The 19165-nt window shown below is 72.6% G+C and carries 20 protein-coding genes; 5 read left to right on the top strand and 15 right to left on the bottom strand.

Translation table 11 applies throughout. The features are described 5' to 3' along the window. Position 1 precedes the first annotated feature (1 nt). Positions 2-1222, bottom strand: coding sequence for a winged helix DNA-binding domain-containing protein (locus tag QF030_RS13625; protein WP_307162928.1), 1221 nt, complete (start codon positions 1220-1222; stop codon positions 2-4). A gap of 278 nt (positions 1223-1500) precedes the next feature. On the opposite strand from QF030_RS13625, the gene QF030_RS13620 reads away from it, so the two are divergent. Then, positions 1501-2841 (top strand): DUF2252 domain-containing protein, encoded by a 1341-nt coding sequence (locus QF030_RS13620; protein WP_307162927.1) that lies wholly within the window; start codon positions 1501-1503, stop codon positions 2839-2841. A gap of 137 nt (positions 2842-2978) precedes the next feature. On the opposite strand, the gene QF030_RS13615 is transcribed toward QF030_RS13620, so the two are convergent. Together QF030_RS13615 and QF030_RS13610 are read right to left on the bottom strand one after the other, a co-directional pair. After that, positions 2979-3722, bottom strand: a complete 744-nt coding sequence (locus QF030_RS13615; protein WP_307162926.1) for an alpha/beta hydrolase — start codon at positions 3720-3722, stop codon at positions 2979-2981. Between the two features lie 9 nt (positions 3723-3731). Next, positions 3732-3908, bottom strand: a complete 177-nt coding sequence (locus QF030_RS13610) for a DUF1269 domain-containing protein (RefSeq protein WP_307167561.1) — start codon at positions 3906-3908, stop codon at positions 3732-3734. 281 nt (positions 3909-4189) lie between these two features. Between QF030_RS13610 and QF030_RS13605 the strand changes: the two genes are divergently transcribed. Further along, the gene (locus QF030_RS13605; protein WP_062647617.1) at positions 4190-4471 is read left to right on the top strand and encodes a hypothetical protein; all 282 of its coding nucleotides are present in this window, start codon (positions 4190-4192) and stop codon (positions 4469-4471) included. A 14-nt stretch (positions 4472-4485) separates the two neighbouring features. Here the strand turns inward: QF030_RS13605 and pspAB are convergent, their stop codons facing one another. The 5 genes from pspAB to glnA form a co-directional block, all read right to left on the bottom strand. Beyond that, a complete protein-coding gene (gene pspAB / locus QF030_RS13600) occupies positions 4486-5091 on the bottom strand; it encodes a PspA-associated protein PspAB (RefSeq protein WP_307162925.1) in 606 nt (201 codons plus the stop codon). Positions 5092-5093: 2 nt separating this feature from the next. Next, positions 5094-6014 carry a zinc metalloprotease HtpX gene (gene htpX, locus QF030_RS13595; protein WP_307162924.1) on the bottom strand — a complete coding sequence of 307 codons (921 nt, stop codon included), beginning with the start codon at positions 6012-6014 and terminating at the stop codon, positions 5094-5096. A gap of 182 nt (positions 6015-6196) precedes the next feature. Continuing rightward, positions 6197-6547 (bottom strand): hypothetical protein, encoded by a 351-nt coding sequence (locus QF030_RS13590; protein WP_307162923.1) that lies wholly within the window; start codon positions 6545-6547, stop codon positions 6197-6199. Positions 6548-6823: 276 nt separating this feature from the next. After that, a complete protein-coding gene (locus QF030_RS13585; protein ID WP_307162922.1) occupies positions 6824-7081 on the bottom strand; it encodes an SCO2583/SCO2584 N-terminal domain-containing protein in 258 nt (85 codons plus the stop codon). A 139-nt stretch (positions 7082-7220) separates the two neighbouring features. Continuing rightward, the gene (gene glnA, locus QF030_RS13580; protein ID WP_307162921.1) at positions 7221-8630 is read right to left on the bottom strand and encodes a type I glutamate--ammonia ligase; all 1410 of its coding nucleotides are present in this window, start codon (positions 8628-8630) and stop codon (positions 7221-7223) included. A 197-nt stretch (positions 8631-8827) separates the two neighbouring features. Between glnA and QF030_RS13575 the strand changes: the two genes are divergently transcribed. Beyond that, positions 8828-9295: an RDD family protein gene (locus tag QF030_RS13575; protein ID WP_307162920.1), complete on the top strand. Its 468-nt coding sequence runs from the start codon at positions 8828-8830 to the stop codon at positions 9293-9295. A gap of 625 nt (positions 9296-9920) precedes the next feature. Here QF030_RS13575 and QF030_RS13570 read toward each other — a convergent pair. The 4 genes from QF030_RS13570 to lipB all read right to left on the bottom strand — a co-directional run bounded on the left by QF030_RS13570 (position 9921) and on the right by lipB (position 13120). Continuing rightward, on the bottom strand, positions 9921-10622 hold the full coding sequence (locus QF030_RS13570; RefSeq protein ID WP_028806309.1) for a DUF4191 domain-containing protein: 702 nt from the start codon (positions 10620-10622) through the stop codon (positions 9921-9923). Positions 10623-10699: 77 nt separating this feature from the next. Further along, positions 10700-10900: an SCO2195 family GlnR-regulated protein gene (locus tag QF030_RS13565; RefSeq protein WP_171396819.1), complete on the bottom strand. Its 201-nt coding sequence runs from the start codon at positions 10898-10900 to the stop codon at positions 10700-10702. A 295-nt stretch (positions 10901-11195) separates the two neighbouring features. Next, positions 11196-12161: a lipoyl synthase gene (lipA, locus tag QF030_RS13560; RefSeq protein ID WP_307162919.1), complete on the bottom strand. Its 966-nt coding sequence runs from the start codon at positions 12159-12161 to the stop codon at positions 11196-11198. A gap of 116 nt (positions 12162-12277) precedes the next feature. Continuing rightward, positions 12278-13120: a lipoyl(octanoyl) transferase LipB gene (gene lipB, locus QF030_RS13555; protein ID WP_307162918.1), complete on the bottom strand. Its 843-nt coding sequence runs from the start codon at positions 13118-13120 to the stop codon at positions 12278-12280. Between the two features lie 199 nt (positions 13121-13319). Here lipB and QF030_RS13550 point away from each other — a divergent pair, with 199 nt between their 5' ends. Next, on the top strand, positions 13320-14840 hold the full coding sequence (locus QF030_RS13550) for a regulator (RefSeq protein ID WP_307162917.1): 1521 nt from the start codon (positions 13320-13322) through the stop codon (positions 14838-14840). Positions 14841-14886: 46 nt separating this feature from the next. Here QF030_RS13550 and QF030_RS13545 read toward each other — a convergent pair whose 3' ends face one another. Together QF030_RS13545 and QF030_RS13540 are read right to left on the bottom strand one after the other, a co-directional pair. Next, positions 14887-16305, bottom strand: a complete 1419-nt coding sequence (locus QF030_RS13545) for an NAD(P)/FAD-dependent oxidoreductase (RefSeq protein WP_307162916.1) — start codon at positions 16303-16305, stop codon at positions 14887-14889. A gap of 161 nt (positions 16306-16466) precedes the next feature. Then, a complete protein-coding gene (locus QF030_RS13540) occupies positions 16467-17360 on the bottom strand; it encodes a TIGR01777 family oxidoreductase (protein WP_307162915.1) in 894 nt (297 codons plus the stop codon). 71 nt (positions 17361-17431) lie between these two features. Between QF030_RS13540 and QF030_RS13535 the strand changes: the two genes are divergently transcribed. Further along, positions 17432-17929, top strand: a complete 498-nt coding sequence (locus tag QF030_RS13535; protein WP_307162914.1) for a GNAT family N-acetyltransferase — start codon at positions 17432-17434, stop codon at positions 17927-17929. 15 nt (positions 17930-17944) lie between these two features. Here the strand turns inward: QF030_RS13535 and QF030_RS13530 are convergent, their stop codons facing one another. Further along, complete coding sequence (locus QF030_RS13530; protein WP_307162913.1) at positions 17945-19129, bottom strand: MarP family serine protease; 1185 nt, start codon at positions 19127-19129, stop codon at positions 17945-17947. Between the last annotated feature and the right edge of the window lie 36 nt (positions 19130-19165).

Genomic DNA, 19165 nt, shown 5'->3' with positions numbered 1-19165 from the left:
GTCACCGCACCAGTTCCTTCTCCACCGGCGTGCGGAACCTCGGTGTCACCCGCGTCGTCCCCAGCCATGCCGCCAACCGCGCCGCCTCCGCCTCGATCGCCGCCTGCGCCTCGCCGCCCACGACCTCGTCCTCGCCCGTACCCCGGCCGGGGCCCTGGCCTTCGCCGGCCAGGATCCGCCACACGATCTCGCCGTCGGCCCGCTGGGCCCAACTCCCCACCACCCGACCGTTCCACCACACCGTCGGGCCCACGTTCCCGCTGTAGTCGAACAGGGCGGGGCGCAGCTCCGGGGCCAGATACCAGTCCCTGCCCTGCCAGCCCATGGCCGTCGGGTCCAGGCCGGGCAGCAGGGCCGCCCACGGTTCGCCGGAGGTGGGCACCGCGTCCACGTCGTCCTCGACGACGTACCCCGTCCCCTCGTCCAGCGTCACCGCCCGCGCCCCGATCGCCGCCAGCGCCCGGCGCACGTCCGTCACCTTCCAGCCCGTCCACCACCGCAAGTCGGCCTCGGTGGCCGGGCCGCAGGCTGTCAGCCACTGCCGCAGCAGCTCCGACTGGGCTTCGGCCAGGGGCAGTTCGGCGTGCTCGGGGGCGAGGGCCCAGCGGAACTGGCTCGACGTCCACGAGCCGAGGGGGCGCCCCCTGACCACCTTGCCCTCCACCCCCAGCACTCTCAGCAGCCGTGTCACGACGGTGTGGACGCCCTCGTAGGGCTTCCCCGCCGCGTACACGAACTGCTGCCGCAGACGCGGCTCCTCGCGGGCCAGCTCGGCCGCGGTCGCCTGGCCGAGCCGGGCCAGGGCGGCCAGCGCCGACTCCTCGACCTCCTTCAGCCAGGCGGCGTCCGGCGCGCCGGCCTTCGCCATGTCCTTCACCAGCTTGGCCCGCTCCCGCGCGGCGACCGCGAGGCCGGTCGAGGCGTGCACGACCGCCGTCGCCCGCGTCGGGAACACGAAGACGGTGTGCCGCATGCCGTGCATCCGGACGAGGGTCCGGTCCGCGTACAGCGCCCGGTCGGTCTCCGCCACCGTCACCGCCGGATCGGCCAGGCGGGCGCCGATCGCCAGGTACACCGTCGCCGGGTCCGAGCCGTGCAGGGCGAGCAGCGCGTCGGCCACCGCCTCAGGTGTCGTGACCCGCGCCCGCGGGGCAAGCCGGTGCCGCAGCGCCAGCCTCGCCCGCCGCTCCGCCACCCCGATGTACCGCAGTCCGTCGCCCATGACCGGCCTCCACCCGTCGTCGCCCTGTCGCCGTCCGGCGCTCGTCCCTGTCCGCATCCTCCCCGACACCACTGACAACCGGCCCCGACGCCGGTGTCACCCGTTCGACGTACCCGACATGCGGTCGCGCACCGCCCGGCCTTCACTGCGAACAGGAGACCGGGACGTGTCGTGCGGCGGGAGGTGTCCCGACCCGGGAGGTGTCCCGGGCCAGGGAAGCGCTGTGGACCGGGGAGTGCTGTGGACCGGGAGGCGGATGTGGTGCCGAGGCGACGCGCATGACCACCCCCGCCGAGCGCGGCCGCCGGGGCAAGGACGCCCGCAAGCGCGTCTCCCGTTCCGCCCACGCCCTCTGGGTCCCGTCCGTGGACCGGCCCGATCCGGTCGCCGTGCTGGAACGGCAGGGCCGGGACCGGCTGCCCGAGCTGCTGCCGATCCGGTACGGGCGGATGGCCGCCTCGCCCTTCGCCTTCCTTCGCGGCTCGGCCGCCGTCATGGCCGCCGACCTGGCGTCCCAGCCGCACACCGGGTTGACGGTGCAGCTGTGCGGCGACGCGCACCTGCTCAACTTCGGGCTGTACGCCTCCCCGGAGCGGGGGCTGGTCTTCGACCTCAACGACTTCGACGAGACGTTCCCCGGACCCTTCGAGTGGGACGTCAAACGGCTCGCCGCCTCCGTCGCCCTGGCCGCCCGCGAGAACGGCCACCCCGGGCCGAGAGTGCACCGCGCCGCGCTCGAGACCGTCGCCGCCTACCGGACCGCCGTACGGCGGCTGTCCCGGCTCGACGAACTGGCCGTCTGGTACGAGCGCATCGACGCCGAACGTCTGCTGCCCCTGCTGCGCTCCGCCCGGCACCGCGGACGCGCCGAGGGCAGCCTCACCCGCGCCCGCCGCCGCACCAGCCTCCAGGCCCTCGGCCGACTCACGGAGGTCGTCGACGGCCGCCGCCGCATCATCCACGACCCACCGCTGATCGAACCCGCGGGCGCCTCCGACAGTGCCGCCCTGCGCAAGATCTTCAGCGACTACCGCTCCACCCTCACCGAGGAGCGCCGCCTGCTGCTGGACCGCTACCGCTTCGTCGACGCCGCCCGCAAGGTCGTCGGCGTCGGCAGTGTCGGCACCCGCTGCTTCATCGTGCTGCTCACCGGGCGCGACATCGACGACCCGCTGTTCCTCCAGATCAAGGAGGCCCGTGAGTCCGTCCTGGAGGAGCATCTGCCCAGCGGCCCCTACACCCATCCCGGCCACCGGGTCGTCGCCGGACAGCGGCTGCTCCAGGCCGCCGCGGACGTCTTCCTGGGCTGGACGACCGGGCCGCAGAGCCGCGCCTTCTACTGGCGCCGGCTGCGCGACGCGAAGAGCCCGGCCGGCGTCGCCGGCATGTCTCCGGCCGAACTCGCGGCCTACGGCCGGCTGTGCGGCACCGCCCTGGCCCGCGCCCACGCCCGGTCCGGCGACCGCATGGCCATCGCCGGCTACCTCGGCGGGGCCGACACCTTCGAACGCGCCGTCGCCGACTTCGCCCTGGCCTACGCCGACCGGACCGCCGCCGACCACGCGATCCTGGGCGCGGCCGTCGCGGCCGGCGTGGTGAACGCGGCGCCGGGAGTCTGAACGCCGCGAGTCACCTGGCCGGTCGAGGATCGGTTGGTCGGGGGTGCCTGGTCAGGGCCGGTTGGTCGGGGCCGCCTGGTCGGGATCGGCTGGTCAGGGAAGCCAGGTCAGGACAGCCTCGTCAGAAGACAGCCTCGTCAGGAAGGCGTGGTCGTCCGACGGTGCTCGTCGAGGTCGGCCAGCACGGCGGTCACGAACGCGCGCCGGTCCGCCGCGTGGTCCTGGAACCACAGGCCCAGCCGGTGTCCCGCCGCAGGCAGTTCGAACCGCGTGTACCGGGCGCGGGCGGAGAGCGCGTCCTGGACCGCCTCGGTCACCTGCGGCGGGATCACCGTGTCCGTGCCCGGCACGGCCAGCACCGCCCGGCCCTCGTAAGCGCGCAGCACGTCGAGCGCGGGCGCCTCCCGCCAGCTCCCGGGCCTGCGGATGACCGCGCTGAACTCCCCGTCCCCCTCGCCGAAGGGAAGGTCCCACGCCCGGGCCGCGTACACGGCGGGCGCGCACAGGCCGATGGCCGTCACCCGGGCCCGGTAGAACGCGGCCAGGTCGGCCACCGTCTGCCCGCTCATGCTGAACCCGACGAGGACCAGCGTCCCGTCCGCCGGGACGTACGCGTCGATCACGGAGACCGCCTGCTCGAAGCGTCGGCGCAGGCTCGACTCCCGGAGCGAGCCGCTGCTCTCGCCGTGCCCGGAGAAGTCGAGGGCGAGAGCGCGGCAGCCGTGGACGGTGAACTCGCGCGCCAGCGGCAGGAGTCGCTCCTTGTCGCCGTTTCCGGCGCCGTGCAGCAGAACGGCGGTGACCGTTCCCGGACCACCGCCGTGCACCCCGCTGAGCCGTTCACCGTCGTGTTCGTGCGTGAAGGGAGACAGTTCGCTCATGGGCCCCATTCACTCACGGGCGGTTTCCGTCCGGGCAGCCCTGATCGCCTCGCGGAGGTGCTCCTCCTCGACCTTGCTCAGTGAGATCTGCGCCAACCGGCCGCCGAACGGCGTGAGTTCCGGGATCACCTTGTCCTCGGCCGCATGCTTCACGAGGACGAACAGGGTCACTGCGCCCGGGCGCAGGTTCCGGCTGAGGTCCTTCGTGAAGTCGTCGTTGAAGCCCGTGTCGGTGAACGATCCCCCAGACGGCGCCGCAGGCCGCGCCCACCGCCGTGCGGGTCACCGCCTGGTGCAGCTTGATCCCGCCGTCGCCGCGCCGCCCGACCTGCTGAGTCCGTTTCGCCCGACTGCAGGGCCGCGGAAAAGGAGATGCACGTTGAGTGACGGACTCCGTACGCTGAAGGCACCACCCCACCCCCCACGTCACGCACAGTCACCTGTTTCGCCCAGGAAGGAGGTACTCCATGGGCACCGTCGTTCTCTCCGGGGCCGTCGTCCTGGTGGTCCTGGGATTCGGAAACCCGCTCTACTGGCTCGCCGCCGCCGGCGTGCTCTTCCTGTACGTGCGGTACGGGCTCGACTCGTCCGGGCCGTCCGCGCCCGGCCCCGCGCCGAGCGCGGGAACCGCGCCGACGTCGTACAAGGCGTACCGCGACCGCCGTGACAAGCAGGCCAAGTGGGAGCGCCGCTACCGTCGCGAGCGCCCCCTGGAGTCCCGCCGTCAGGAGCGCGAGCGCAGCAAGTAGGCCGTCCGGCCCGCCTACAGGCCGGGGGCTCCCCACACCGGGAACCAACGGCCCAGGTCCTGCTCGATCCGCAGGTCGCCCGCCAGGGCGGCCTGCGCCTGGAGCTCCAGTGCGCCGTCGCGCCGCTGTCCCGAACCGGGCAGCGGCGCGAACGGGTAGAACGAACCCCGCTTGTACAGGTACACGAGCGCCAGCCGGCGGCCGCCTTCCTCCTTTGTACCGGCCCGCCGGTCCTCGAACCCGGCCAGGGAGCACAGAAGCTGCGGCCCGAAGCCGTTGACCTCCATCGCGCTGTTCACCGCGTGCAGGTCGTTGACCAGGAGCGGCAGCTGATCGGGCGTGCGCTGCGAGACAAGCCAGGAGTAGCCGAAGTCGTCCCGCACGAGCCGCACCGGGGGGCCGGTGCGCTCGGTGTCCGCGTCGAGGAGCGCCTGGACCTCCCGGTGGGTCTGCTCGAAGGCCGAACCCTCGACGGTCGCGAAGCACACGGCACCCTGCCCGGTCGGGGTGAACCCGGCCGCCGCCTCCAGCGTCACCGCCGCCGAAGGCAGCGCGAACAGCCGGTCCAGGTCGGGCACGACCGGCCTGGTCCGGCCGAGCAGGATGTCCAGCAGCCCCATGGTCAGCCCGCCTTCCCCGGAGCGGCCGCCTCGCCCAGCTCGACGGAGATCCGCCCCAGCTGTTCGAGCCGCTGCTCCAGGCTCGGATGGGTCGAGAACAGCGCCGCCACACCGGGCTCGGCCCCGAGCGCGGGGGTGAAGTAGAAGGCGTTGAAGGCCTGGACCGTCCGCAGGTCCTTCGTGGGGATACGGGCCAGGTCGCCGGAGACCTTCGTGAGCGCGGAGGCCAGGGCCGAGGGTCGGCCGGTCAACTGCGCCGCCGCCCGGTCCGCCGCCAGCTCGCGATACCGGGACAGGGCCCGGATGAGCAGGAAACTGAGCGCGTACACGGCCGCCGAGACACCCATCACGGCGGCGAAGACGACCGCGGCGTTCTGGTCCCTGCGCGCACCGCCGAACACCTGTGAGTAGAACGCGAACCGCACGATCAGGCCCGCGATGACGCCCAGGAACGACGCGACCGTGATCACCGCGACGTCCTTGTGCGCGACATGCGACAGCTCGTGCGCGAGCACGCCCTCCAGCTCGGCCGGCTCCAGCCGCCCCAGCAGCCCGGTCGTCACGCACACCACCGCGTGGTCGGGATTCCGCCCGGTCGCGAACGCGTTCGGCATCCCCATCGCGGAGACCGCGACCACCGGTTTCGGCATGTCCGCGATCGCGCACAGCCGGTCGATCACGGCATGCAGCTCGGGATACTCCTCGCGCTCCACGACCCGCCCACGCATCGCGAACAACGCGACCCGGTCGGAGAACCAGTACTGCGCGCCCAGCATCACCACCGCGACGACCGCGACCAGCACCCACGACTTCAGCAACACGATCAGCGCGGCGACGAACGCCACGTACAACAGCCCGAGCAGGAACAACGTGACCGTCATCCGCACGGTCAGCCGCCGGTCGCTCCGGAAACGGCTCTGCATCTGCATCACCCCGCAGTCAGGCACTCGCCCCACTGCCAGTGTGCACCGCACCCTTCCCATGAACGGTCCCCGAACGGCCCCAGGCGCGGCAAAGGCTCCCCGAGAAGTGCTGCGGCCGATCTCGCCGCCCTCGCCGGAGCACCAGGACCGGACACGACGCCCGGTGGCGAGTCACCGCGAACTCAGCGTCGCGCGACCCGCGTCGCCCGCTGCCGCAGCTCCTCGTCGGGATCGTCCCGCAGCGTGATCAGGACACGCTGCCCCGCGGCCCCACCCTGCTCCGCAACCAGCCGGAAGGCGGCGATCCGCGTAGCCCTGGGCCACCCGGCGCCGAGCCGTTCGACGAGCCACTCCTCGGGCAACAGCTTCGCCGAGGGCAGCACCGCCGCGGTCACCTCCCGGACCACCGCGGACGCCGGATCGTCGAGCAGCGGCAGCAGCCGCCGCGCGTCGGCCGCCTCCAGCACGCGCAGTCCCGCCACGGCCCGCGCACGTACGCCCGGTACCGGATGCCGGACCAGCGACCACAGCACCTCCGCGTCGTTTCGCGTCCGTCCCGGTGGCACAGGGCGAGGGCGATCTGCGACTCGCTGAGGGGCTCGCCGGCGTGCAAGGCGGCGGTCAGCGTGCGTCCGGCCCCGTCCCACTCCCATTCCACCAGGTAGTGCGCGCCCCAGTGGGTCGGTCGGGCGCCCGCGTCCAGTGCCGTCCAGGCGGCTGGAGCACCGCAGTCGAGCGCCTCCCGCAGGGGTACTCCCCGGGCGAGCCGCACCGCTGCCGCGGACCCGCCACCGATGTGCTCCCGCACGTCAGTACTGCGCCCGGAACCGCGCGTACCCCAAGAGCAGGATCACCGCGGCCACGCAGCCCAGCACGAGTGCCGTCGACAGCCATGACGACCGGGGCGATGCCACCCGGTCCGGGTCGGCGCGGAACGGGACCGGTCCGGGCGGGTTCTCCTTCCAGCGGGCGGCCAGCATCCGGGCCCGCGCGGATGGTTCCTTGTGCGCCGCGTCGTCCGCCCACTTGAGGTCGAACTCCCGCTCCAGATCGTCCTGTCCGGGCATTCCCGTCTCTCCCCCGTCACCTCTGTCGAGGTCTTCCGTCGAACAGCAGTGCCAGAAACCATACGGCGACGCCCCCGTCCCTGAGAAACAGGAACGGGGGCGGACCCGAAGACTCACGGACCTGCCGGCCCGGGGCCGGTCACACGTCGAAGTACAGCTCGAACTCGTGCGGGTGCGGGCGCAGCTGGAGCGGGGCGATCTCGTTGGTGCGCTTGTAGTCGATCCAGGTCTCGATCAGGTCGGACGTGAAGACGTCACCGGCGAGCAGGAACTCGTGGTCCGCCTCGAGGCGGTCGAGGACGGCCGGGAGCGAGGTCGGGACCTGCGCGACGCCCGCGTGCTCCTCGGGGGCCAGCTCGTAGAGGTCCTTGTCGATCGGCTCGGCCGGCTCGATCTTGTTCTTGATGCCGTCCAGGCCCGCGAGCAGCAGGGCGGAGAACGCCAGGTACGGGTTGCCGGAGGAGTCGGGCGCGCGGAACTCGACGCGCTTGGCCTTCGGGTTGGAGCCCGTGATCGGGATGCGCATGGCCGCGGAGCGGTTGCGCTGCGAGTACACCAGGTTGACCGGGGCCTCGAAGCCCGGGACCAGGCGGTGGTACGAGTTCACCGTCGGGTTGGTGAAGGCCAGCAGCGACGGGGCGTGCTTGAGGATGCCGCCGATGTAGTAGCGGGCCATGTCCGACAGGCCCGCGTAGCCGGCCTCGTCGTAGAACAGCGGGGAACCGCCGGTCCACAGCGACTGGTGGACGTGCATGCCCGAGCCGTTGTCACCGAAGATCGGCTTCGGCATGAAGGTCGCGGTCTTGCCGTTGCGCCAGGCGACGTTCTTCACGATGTACTTGAAGAGCTGGAGGTCGTCGGCCGCGGCGAGCAGCGTGTTGAACTTGTAGTTGATCTCGGCCTGGCCGGCGGTGCCCACCTCGTGGTGCTGGCGCTCGACCTGGAGGCCGGACGCGGCCAGCTCCAGGGAGATCTCGGCACGCAGGTCGGCGAAGTGGTCGACCGGCGGGGTCGGGAAGTAGCCGCCCTTGTAGCGGACCTTGTAACCGCGGTTGTCCTCGAGCGCACCGGTGTTCCAGGCGCCGGCCTCGGAGTCGATGTGGTAGAAGGACTCGTTCGCGGAGGTCTGGAACCGCACGCTGTCGAAGACGTAGAACTCGGCCTCGGGGCCGAAGTACGCGGTGTCGGCGATACCGGTCGACGCCAGGTACGCCTCCGCCTTCTTCGCCACGTTGCGCGGGTCACGGGAGTACTGCTCGCCCGTGATCGGGTCGTGGATGAAGAAGTTGATGTTCAGCGTCTTGTCGCGGCGGAACGGGTCCACGCGCGAGGTCGACAGGTCGGCGCGCAGCGCCATGTCGGACTCGTGGATGGCCTGGAAACCGCGGATCGACGAGCCGTCGAAGGCCAGCTCCTCGTCCGGGTCGAACGCCTCGACCGGCAGCGTGAAGTGCTGCATGACGCCCGGCAGGTCGCAGAAGCGGACGTCGACGAACTTGACGTCCTCGTCCGCGATGAACTTCTTGGCCTCGTCGGCGTTCTGGAACATCCAGCTCCTCCTACTCCCGGCCGTCGAGCCGGGGTGGTAGTTCGTTCGTGCGGCCAGTGCGGTGGCACACGCTGACATCGACCCTAGGGACGGGTGATTTCTCGGGCGTGACCCATTTGTTTCGCACAAGTTAACCGGAGGCTGCCCGGTGTACCCCACCTGTCCGTATCGCGAAACGGGCGCAGTACCGTGGTCGGGTGGACAACAGGGATGCAATCGGTTCGTGGCTCTCGGGGCCCCGCGCGGCCGCCGAGGAAGCCGGTGTCGACTTCGGATACAGGGGCGAGCAGCTGGGTCTGCCGGAGCACGGGCCGGGCTCGATCGCCCGCCCCGGCCGACGGCTCGGTGCGCTGGCCGTGGACTGGGGTTTCAGCGTCTTGATCGCATACAGCCTGATCACGGACGGCTACCGCCCGGCGACCGGCAACTGGGCCCTCCTCGTCTTCTTCGTGCTGAGCGTCCTGACGGTCGGCACGGTCGGCTGCACCCCGGGCAAGCGCCTGTTCGGCCTGCGGGTGGTGTCCGTCGGGACCGGCGCGGTGAGCCCCCTGCGGGCCGTGGCGCGCACGATCCTGCTCTGCCTGGCCGTCCCGGCCCTGATCTGGGACCGCGACGGCCGCGGCCTGCACGACCGCCTGGCCCGCACGGTGGAAGTGCGCATCTAGACCGATCGGAGGCCCTGCCCGGCCGAGGCTCGCCCGGCGGAGGCTCTGCCCGGCCGAGGCTCGCCCGGGGGAGGCCCGCCACCCGGCGAAGGCCCGCCCGGCCGAGGTCCGCAGCCCGGGGGAGGTCAGCCCGGAGAGGGCGGACGAACACCCGCTCGCCGAGGCCCGCCATCCGGCGGAGGCCCGCCCGCCGAGGCCCGCCATCCGGCGAAGGCCCGCCCGCCGAGGCCCGCCACCCGGCGAAGGCCCGCCCGCCGAGGCCCGACATCCGGCGAAGGCCCGCCCGGCCGAGGTCCGCAGCCCGGGGGAGGTCAGCCCGCGGCAGGTCAGCCCGGAGGAGGCCAGCCCGGGGGAGGTCAGCCCGCGGCAGGTCAGCCCGGAGGAGGCCAGCCCGGGGGAGGCCAGCCCGGAGAGGGCGGACGAACACCCGCCCGGTGAAAGCCCGCCGCCCGGCAAAGGCAGGCGAAGGCCCGCCCGACCAAGGTCACCCGACCAAGGCCACCCGGCGGAGGCCCGCCCGGCGGAGGCCCACCCGGCGGAGGCCCGCAGCCCGTCGTCGCACGACGAAGGGGGCGTCCGGAGTGATCCGGGCGCCCCCTTCGTGACGTGACGTGGGGAAGGTGACTCAGCGGGCCTTGCCGCCGCCCTTCGGCAGGCGCATGCCCTTCGGCATCGGACCCTTGGGCAGCGGCATGTTGCTCATCAGGTCGCCCATGGCGCGCAGTCGGTCGTTGGTCGCGGTCACCTGCGGACCGGCCAGGACCCTCGGGTACTTCAGCAGGGTGGTGCGCAGCTTCTTCAGCTCGACCTGGCCCTCGCCCGTACCGACGATCACGTCGTGCACCGGCACGTCCGCGACGATGCGGTTCATCTTCTTCTTCTCGGCGGCCAGCAGGCTCTTCACCCGGTTCGGGTTGCCCTCGGCGACCAGGACGATGCCGGCCTTGCCGACGGCCCGGTGCACCACGTCCTGGCTGCGGTTCATCGCCACCGCGGGGGTCGTCGTCCAGCCCCGGCCGATGTTGTCGAGGACGGCCGCGGCAGCGCCCGGCTGGCCCTCCATCTGGCCGAAGGCGGCCCGTTCGGCCCGGCGCCCGAACACGATCGCCGTCGCGAGGAAGGCGAGCAGGAATCCCAGGATGCCCAGGTAGACCGGGTGACCGATCAGGAAACCGATCGCGAGAAAGACGCCGAAGGTGATGAGGAAGACGCCCGCGAGGACAAAACCGATCGTCTTGTCGGCCTTGTGGGTCATCTTGAACGTCAGGGCGATCTGCTTCAGTCGCCCGGGGTTAGCGGCGTCCGCCGCGCTGTCACTTCTCGCCATGCCACGAAGTCTACGTGGCCTCGGAAGTGCCTACGACGGCAGGAGGGGAGGTGTGGGGAGTGCGGGGAGGGGGTGGGTCAGGGGCGGGCGGAGGTGACCGCCTCGAGGACGCGCTGCGCCTCGACCCGGTCCTTGGCGCGACGGCGGTCCTCCAGCACGGAGGTCCAGGCGTTGCGACGGGCGGTGCGCTGGCCGCTGCTCATGAGCAGCGACTCGACGGCGCGCAGTGCGGTGCTGAAGGTCGGGATCGCGGTGGCGCGAACGGGCGCGGCCTGCATGGTGGGTGTCCCCCTCGGACGGCTTCGGGTACGGGCGGGGTGCTGCGGGAGGGCGTGGTGCACGTGACGTGATACCAGCGTCACTGTTTGGTGTTACCAGGGCGTGACCGGCCGGTCAAACACGAATGAAGCCTTGACGCGCAGGGCCGAAACGCTGACGCGACCCCGGCGTACGCCCTCATCTGCGAGGACGGCCGGGGCCGCGTCATATCGGTCAGTACTGGCGAGTAATAGCTTGTGCGCGAGTTCACACAGTCGGCCTGCGTCCCTACGGCGCAAGGACGATGACGTCGCGTCAGACGGCCTGCGAGGCGATGTACGCGCCGCGCTTCTCGACGGCCATCCGGTACAGGCGCCCGGCACGGTAGGAGGACCGTACCAGCGGTCCCGACATCACGCCTGAGAAGCCGATCTGCTCGGCCTCCTCCTTCAGCTCCACGAACTCGTGCGGCTTGACCCAGCGCTCCACCGGGTGGTGGCGCACGGAGGGCCGCAGGTACTGCGTGATGGTGACCAGCTCGCAGCCGGCGTCGTGCAGCTGCCGGAGCGCCTCGCCGACCTCCTCGCGGGTCTCGCCCATGCCGAGGATCAGGTTCGACTTGGTGACGAGCCCGTAGTCGCGGGCGGCCGTGATGACGTCGAGCGAACGCTCGTAACGGAAGCCGGGGCGGATCCGCTTGAAGATCCGCGGGACGGTCTCGACGTTGTGCGCGAAGACCTCGGGCCGCGAGGAGAAGACCTCCGCCAGCTGCTCCGGAACGGCGTTGAAGTCGGGGGCGAGCAGCTCCACCTTCGTGCGCCCGGCCTCCCGCTCGGCGGTCTGCCGGTGGATCTGCCGGACGGTCTCGGCGTAGAGCCACGCCCCGCCGTCCGCCAGGTCGTCGCGCGCCACACCGGTGATGGTGGCGTAGTTCAGGTCCATCGTGACGACGGACTCACCGACGCGCCGCGGCTCGTCACGGTCCAGCGCCTCGGGCTTGCCGGTGTCGATCTGGCAGAAGTCACAGCGCCGGGTGCACTGGTCGCCGCCGATCAGGAAGGTGGCCTCACGGTCTTCCCAGCACTCGTAGATGTTGGGACAGCCGGCTTCCTGGCACACGGTGTGCAGGCCCTCGCTCTTCACGAGGTTCTGCATCTTGGTGTATTCGGGACCCATTTTCGCCCGGGTCTTGATCCACTCGGGCTTGCGCTCGATGGGGGTCTGGCTGTTGCGGACCTCCAGGCGCAGCATCTTGCGTCCGTCGGGTGCGACTGCGGACACGTCGGCTCCCTGCCTGTCTGCGTAGACTTTCGATTCTTCGGCGTACACCAGGGTACGCCCGTGTTTACCGGGTTCTGCTGTGAGGCCAACCTCAGAGCCGAGGGGACTGTTCCCGGTCAGGCGGTCGCCTTCTCGATCTCCCGCGGCTTCGGTTCCGCGCTCCCGAGGACGTCCTTCAGGTGCCGCTCCACGACCGGCAGCACCTCGTCGATCGTGACGTCCCGGCCCAGCTCGTAGGCCAGTGAGGCGACTCCCGCGTCCCGGATCCCGCACGGGATGATCCGGTCGAACCACTTGTTGTCCGGGTTCACGTTGAGAGCGAAGCCGTGCATCGTGACGCCCTTGGCGACCCGGATCCCGATCGCCGCGATCTTGCGGTCCTCGCGCCGCTGGCCCGCGTTCGAGGGGGCGTACTCCGGGCCGTTCAGCCGCGGATCGAACTCCTCGTCGGTGAGCCGGGGGTCGAAGTCCAGCGACAGGCCGCCGAGCGACGGGCGCCGTTCCACCGGATCGCCGAGCACCCACACCCCGCTGCGGCCCTCGACCCGGGACGTCTCGAGGCCGAACTCGGCGCACGCCCGGATCAGTGCCTCCTCCAGGCGCCGCACATGAGCGACGACGTCCACCGGCCGCGGCAGTTTCAGGATCGGGTAGCCCACCAGCTGCCCCGGCCCGTGCCAGGTGATCTTGCCGCCGCGGTCCACGTCCACGACCGGGGTGCCGTCCAGGGGGCGCTCGTCGTCGGCGGTGCGCCGGCCCGCGGTGTACACCGGGGGGTGCTCCAGGAGCAGCACGGTGTCCGGCACCTCGTCGGTGAACCGGGCCGCGTGCACGCGGCGTTGCTCGTCCCACGCCTCCTGGTACTCGACGGCGTCCCCGCCGAACCCCATCCGGACGAACCGCAGCTCGCTCACGGCAAGCGCCTCCCTGGAAAGTCGTAAGGCACGTAAAGCGCCCAAGCCACTGTACGTCCGCGCGCTCCGCGTCAGCCCCCGGGTCAATCCTCACACGATCGGATGAATGAACGTCGATATGTGCGACCGGCTGTTTACGCTCCGCTACATTCGCGCCGTCACGAGGCCAAAAGGGCTGCTCACCGCAGCAGGGCACTTCATCCGGGCACGTCAAAGGCCCGGGAGGCAGGAGACCGCACCGCAGATGACGGAACGACCCGCGCAGCGCACGCCCAACCGCCAGCTCGCCGCGCTCATCGCAGAAGCGGGCTTCTCCAACGCGGGGCTGGCCCGTCGCGTCGATCAGCTAGGCCTCGAGCACGGGCTGGATCTCAGATACGACAAGACGTCCGTCACCCGGTGGCTGCGCGGACAGCAGCCCCGGGGCACCACCCCCGCGCTCATCGCCGAGGTCTTCACCCGGCGCCTGGGCCGCCGCCTCACCGCCCAGGACCTCGGCCTGGACGCCTGCGCCCCCGTCTACGCGGGCCTGGAGTTCGCCGGCACCCCCGAGGAGGCCATCGACATCGTCGGCGGACTCTGGCGCAAGGACTCCGGCAGTCAGGCCGAGCTCCGCAAGATCGCCTTCACCCCGGCGGGGCTCGTCGTGCCGAGCCGCGACTGGCTGATCGGGCGGGCCGACGAGAAGGTGGCCCGCAGCGAGCCGCTCGCCCGGGTGCCCGTCCAGGGCCGTCCGGGGCACCGGCCCGCCGTGCCCCAGCAGCCCGCCTCCGCGCCGCCCATGGCAGCGCCGGCCCAGGTGCTGCCGGGTCCTGGAGCCGTCCCCCGCCAGCGCGGCCAGGGCGGTGACCGGGGCCTCGGCCAGCGGGTCACCGGCGGCGACATCTCCGCGCTCCGCTCGGTCGGCGAGCTCTTCCGTACGCTCGACGACCGGTACGGCGGCGGCCACGCCCGCCAGGCCCTCGTGCGCTACCTGGAGCACGAGTGCGAGCCGATGCTGCGGGGCGCCTACGGCGAGCAGACCGGCCGGCGCCTGTTCGGCGCGGCCGCCGACCTGACCCGACTCGCGGGCTGGACCTCCTTCGACATCGCCGCGCACGGCCTGGCCCAGCGCTACTTCGTCCAGGCCCTGCGCCTCTCCCAGGCGGCCGGCGACCGGGCGTACGGCTCCTTCGTCCTCGTCACCATGAGCCGCCAGGCCGTCTATCTCGGCCACGGCCGCGAGGCCGTGCAGCTCGCGCGGGTGGCCCAGCAGGGGGTCGGCACGGGCGCCCCGGCCGTCGTGCAGGCACTGCTGCACTCCGCGGAGGCGCGCGGCCACGGGGTGCTCGGCGAGGTGCGTGCCTCGACCGCCGCCCTCGTCCGCGCCGAACGCGCGCTGGAGGCGGCCAAGTCCGGCGACGAGGTCCCGCACTGGGCGCGCTTCTTCGACGAGGCGCAGCTGGCCGACGAGTTCGGGCACTGCCACCGCGACCTCCAGCAGTTCCGGGCGGCCGCCCAGCACGCCGAGCGCTCCCTCCAGCTGCGTCCCGCCGCGCACGCCCGCAGCCGGGTGTTCTGCCGGGTGGTCCTCGCCTCCGCCCGGCTCGGCCTCGGTGAACTCGACCAGGCCTGCCAGCTGGCCGCGGAGGCCGCCGGGCAGGCGGCGGAGATGCGGTCGGTCCGTGCCCTGGAGTACGTCCGGGACTTCGAGCGCAGGCTGGAGCCGTACAAGGACGCGGCCCCGGCCCGCACCTATCGCGACAAGGTCGCAGCCCTGGGCTGACCCCCACCCCTGGGGGCGCAGCCCCCAGGGGTACCCCGGTCACCGCTCACGCCGCTGCCTGCTCCCGCCGGCCCGTCGGCAACGGTTCGGCGGCGTGCAGGGAACCGGCGGCGCCCAGATCGGAGAGGATCGCCGACGCGGCCCGGTGCGCCGAGTGCAGCGCGCCCTGCACGGTGCTGGTGTCCCGGTGGTCGCCGCACACGTACAGGCCCGCCAGCAACCGGACAGCCCGCCGCAGATCGTGCGGCGCCCGCATCGCCGGCACGGCCTCGGCGGTGTGATGCACGGCCAGCGTCTCCCAGCGCGCGGTCGAGATGCCGTACAGCCGGGACAGATGCATGCGTACGGCGGTGTCGATGCCCGGCGGCGGTGTGCCGAGGACCGTGGACGAGATCAGCGCGCGTCCCGCCGGTGCGCGGCTGGGGTCGACCCGGCTGACCACGGCCGTGTGCGCGACCGGGCCGCCCCGGTCGGCGTCGAGGAGCAGCGACGCCCCGGTCCCGGGCGGGTCGTCCGCCGTGTGGTGGACGACCGTCACCGGATGGAAGTCGGGCACCCGCAGGCCCGGCAGCAGTTCCGCCGCGGTGCGCGCGTCGGTGGCGACCAGCACGGCACGGCAGCGGAACTCGCCGTGCTCGGCGGTGGTCACCGAGGTCGTGGAGACCGAGGTGACCCGCACCCCGGTGTGCACGGTGCCCGGCGGCAGCGTCCGCGCGAGCAGCTCGGGCAGCACCTCGGCCCCGCCCTCCGGCAGGGACAGCCGGCCGGCCGCGAAGGCGCGCAGCGCGAGGTCCGCGCACCGGCTGGAGGTGGTGAGGTCCGGGTCGCAGAGCAGCGCGGCGAGCAGCGGACGCAGGAAGCCGTCGATCGTGCGGGCGGGCAGACCACGGGAGGCGAGGGCCTGGGCGGCCGGTGACTCCGGGCGGCGCATCAGCCGTTCGGCGGGGGTGACCGCGAGCCGGGTCAGTGCGGCGCCCAGCCGGGCCTGGTCCACGGCGGTGCCCAGCGGCGCCCCCGCCCGGACCTTGGGGAGTGGCGCCGGCCGCGCCTGCGTGGCCGGGGAGCCGCCGGCGCGCGGCCTGGGCAGCGCGCCCGGCCGGGGAACGCTCGCCAGGGCGCGTACGGCGTGTAATGCGCCCCTTGTGCTCCCCGCGCCTGCCTGCGCGCCCGCGCGGTGATGGCGCCCGTCGCTGTGCAGCAGGACCCCCGGCGCGAACGGACGCAGCGCGAGCGCGTCCAGCCCCGGTGTCAGGGCCAGTTCCGGGTATGCCGTCGACAGCAGCTGCCCGATGCGGTCGAGTCTGAACCCGTCGACCTTCTCCGTCGACATGCGGCCGCCCACGTAGGGAGCGGCCTCCAGGACTGCGGTCGTTACTCCTGCGCTGGCCAGCCGGTGCGCGGCGGAGAGTCCGGCGACACCGGCTCCCACTACGACGACGTCTGCCTGGTACGCGGGCTCAAGCACGTGCCCCTCCTCGAGGTTGCGCGGCCGGTGGAGACGTCATGCCCCCAACAGCCGTCCCGGATACCCGAGTTCGGCTCGAGGTTAGGGCCGTGATCGGTCAGGAACAGTCGCGCATGGACAGGGCACGGTCGCACGGCGGTCGCATACGGTCACGTGGAGGATCAGGCTGCCCGGATGGCGTCCTCGATCCCGGGAAACGCGAAGGTGAACCCGGACTCCAGCAGTCGCTTGGGCACCACCCGCGCGCTGCCCAGGACGTCCCCGGCCATCTCGCCCAGCACCGAGCGCAGCACCGGCGCCGGGACCGGGAACAGCGTCGGCCGGCGCAGCACCCGTCCCATCGCCCGGGTGATCTCCCGGTTGGTCAGCGGCTCGGGCGCGGTCAGGTTGAACGGACCCGACAGGTCGTCCCGGGCGAGCAGATGCCGGATCGCCGCCACCTCGTCGTGCAGCGCGATGTACGACCAGTACTGCCGGCCGTCGCCCATCCGCCCCCCGAGCCCGGCCCGGAAGAGGGGGAACAGCTTGCCCCAGGCCCCGCCGTCGCGTGCCACGACCAGCCCGGTCCGGGTGAGGACCGTACGGACCCCCGCCTCCCGGGCGGGGCCGGCCGCCGCCTCCCACTCCACGCACAGCTCCGGCAGGAAGCCGCTCCCGGCGGGCGAGCCCTCGTCCACGATCCGCTCGCCCGTCTCGCCGTACAGACCCATCGCGCTGCCGTTCACGAACACCCGCGGCCGTGCGTCGAGCGAGGCGACGGCCTCGGCCAGCGCCTTCGTACCGTGCACCCGGCTGTCGTGGATCCGCTTCTTGTACGCCTCGCTCCAGCGCCGGTCGCCGACCCCCGCCCCGGCCAGATTGACCACGGCGTCGCACCCGGCGAGCCCGGCCGCGTCCACCCGCCCCTGCTCGGGGTCCCAGCGCACCTCGTCCGCGCCCCGCGGCGCATGGCGCACGAGGCGTACCACCCGGTGCCCGTCCGCGGTCAGGGACCGCACCAGGGCGCTGCCGATCAGACCGGAGGCGCCGGCCACCGCGATTCGCTCACGTTCCATGCCGCCATCCTGCCCGGTGGCCGCGGAAAACCCCGTTCGGGTCGCCGCCTCCCCGCCATAGGGTGACGGCCATGCCCGAACCTTCCGCAGCCCGCATCCGCACCGCACGGCCCGCCGACGCCGAGGCGCTGGCCCTCGTCGACCGGCTGACCTGGTCCCCCCTGCACGCGGTCATGCCCGAGCCGGAGCCGCCGTACGACCCCTTCTTCGACGAGCGCCACGTCCCCGAGGACTACCTGGTCGCCGAACTGGACGACCGTGTCATCGGCTACGTCCGCCTCGCCCTGCCCACCCCGCTCCCCTGCAACGCGCACGTCCGGCAGATACAGGGCCTCGCCGTCCTCGACGAGGGGCGCGGCCGGGGCGTCGGACGGGCGCTGATCCGCGCCGCCCTCGACGAGGCCCGCCGCCGGGGCGCCCGCCGGATCACCCTGCGCGTCCTCGGTCACAACACCCCGGCCCGCAAGCTCTACGAGTCCGAGGGGTTCGTGGTGGAGGGCGTCCTGCCGGAGGAGTTCCTGCTGGGCGGGGAGTACGTGGACGACATCTTCATGGGGCGGCCGCTGTAGAGCCCCGCGCGGGGCTCAGGAGGTCGCCAGCTTCCCCGTGTCCACCGCCTTGGTCGCCTTCGCCGCCCGCGCGGCGTCGCCGGCCACCTCGGCCGCCGTGAGCACGTACCCCGTCTCGTCGTCGGAGGTGGAGCGGGCGAAGACGACGCCGTAGACCCGGCCCGCGGTGGTCAGCAAGGGGCCGCCGGAGTTGCCGGGCCGCACGGTGGAGCGGATCGAGTAGATCTCCCGGGTGACGATCTCGTCGTTGTAGATGTTCCGGCCGGTCGCCTTCACCCGGTTCGCGACCGTCGCCGCCTGGAGGTTCAGGTCACCGTCCTGCGGATAGCCGGCGACGACCGCCGAGTCACCGCGCGACGCGTCGTCGTCGAAGCTCAGGACCGGCGCCCTCAGGTCCGGCACGTACAGCACCGCCACGTCCTTGTCCGGGTCGAAGAGCACCACGCGCGCGTCGTACGAGCGGCCCACGCCGCCGATCCGTACGGTCGGGTCGTCGATGCCCGCCACCACGTGCGCGTTGGTCATCACATGCTCGCTCGCGTACACGAAGCCGCTGCCCTCACGGCCCTGGTCGCCCGATACGCCCTCGATCTTGACCGTGCTCCGCTTGGCCGCCTCGGTCGCGCTCGGGGTGACGCTGTCGCCTGTGGGCTTGGCGACCTCGGCCGTCGACTCGCTCTCGAACGGATTGAAGACCTGCGGGAAACCCGCCTCGGTCAGTGCCGAGGTGGCCCGCGAGAACCAGGTGGGCGTGGTGTCCGGCATGGCGTCCTGCACGGCCCCCAGCAGTCGGGAGTCCCGTATGGACGACGTGACCAGCGAAGACGAGGAAGCGCCCAGCACGCTCGCCGCCACCCACGCCACGATCAGCACCGCCAGCGCGTTCGCCGCCGCCCCGCCGACCCCGTCGGCCACCCTGAGCGGCCCGCGGTCCAGTTCCCGCCGCAGCCGCAGCGCCAGCCGCCTCGCCAGCTCGTGCCCGGCCACCGCGGGGAGGAGAACCGTGCACACCGCCGTCACCGTCGCCGCCGTGGTCCCCGGTGTCACCAGGTCCATCAGCCACGGCAGGACCCACACGCCGATCACCGCGCCGCCCACGAACCCGGCGAGCGAGACACAGCCGGCCACCAGTCCACGCCGGTAGCCGGAGCCGGCGTAGGCCAGGATCACCAGCACCAGCAGGATGTCGAGCAGGTCCACACGGCCGCCTTTCTCTCGGAACCCCTGATCGGTGAG

The sequence above is a fragment of the Streptomyces rishiriensis genome, assembly GCF_030815485.1.
Taxonomy (GTDB): Bacteria; Actinomycetota; Actinomycetes; order Streptomycetales; family Streptomycetaceae; genus Streptomyces; species Streptomyces rishiriensis_A.
Note: the sequence above shows the minus strand (reverse complement) of the source record. Positions and strands in the feature narration are given on the sequence as shown.

Coding starts and splice junctions, on each gene's coding strand:
- QF030_RS13625 (WP_307162928.1), bottom strand. CDS start 1,222: ATGGGCGACGGACTGCGGTACATCGGGGTGGCGGAGCGGCGGGCGAGG.
- QF030_RS13620 (WP_307162927.1), top strand. CDS start 1,501: ATGACCACCCCCGCCGAGCGCGGCCGCCGGGGCAAGGACGCCCGCAAG.
- QF030_RS13615 (WP_307162926.1), bottom strand. CDS start 3,722: ATGAGCGAACTGTCTCCCTTCACGCACGAACACGACGGTGAACGGCTC.
- QF030_RS13605 (WP_062647617.1), top strand. CDS start 4,190: ATGGGCACCGTCGTTCTCTCCGGGGCCGTCGTCCTGGTGGTCCTGGGA.
- pspAB (WP_307162925.1), bottom strand. CDS start 5,091: ATGGGGCTGCTGGACATCCTGCTCGGCCGGACCAGGCCGGTCGTGCCC.
- htpX (WP_307162924.1), bottom strand. CDS start 6,014: ATGCAGAGCCGTTTCCGGAGCGACCGGCGGCTGACCGTGCGGATGACG.
- QF030_RS13585 (WP_307162922.1), bottom strand. CDS start 7,081: ATGCCCGGACAGGACGATCTGGAGCGGGAGTTCGACCTCAAGTGGGCG.
- glnA (WP_307162921.1), bottom strand. CDS start 8,630: ATGTTCCAGAACGCCGACGAGGCCAAGAAGTTCATCGCGGACGAGGAC.
- QF030_RS13570 (WP_028806309.1), bottom strand. CDS start 10,622: ATGGCGAGAAGTGACAGCGCGGCGGACGCCGCTAACCCCGGGCGACTG.
- QF030_RS13565 (WP_171396819.1), bottom strand. CDS start 10,900: ATGCAGGCCGCGCCCGTTCGCGCCACCGCGATCCCGACCTTCAGCACC.
- QF030_RS13550 (WP_307162917.1), top strand. CDS start 13,320: ATGACGGAACGACCCGCGCAGCGCACGCCCAACCGCCAGCTCGCCGCG.
- QF030_RS13540 (WP_307162915.1), bottom strand. CDS start 17,360: ATGGAACGTGAGCGAATCGCGGTGGCCGGCGCCTCCGGTCTGATCGGC.
- QF030_RS13535 (WP_307162914.1), top strand. CDS start 17,432: ATGCCCGAACCTTCCGCAGCCCGCATCCGCACCGCACGGCCCGCCGAC.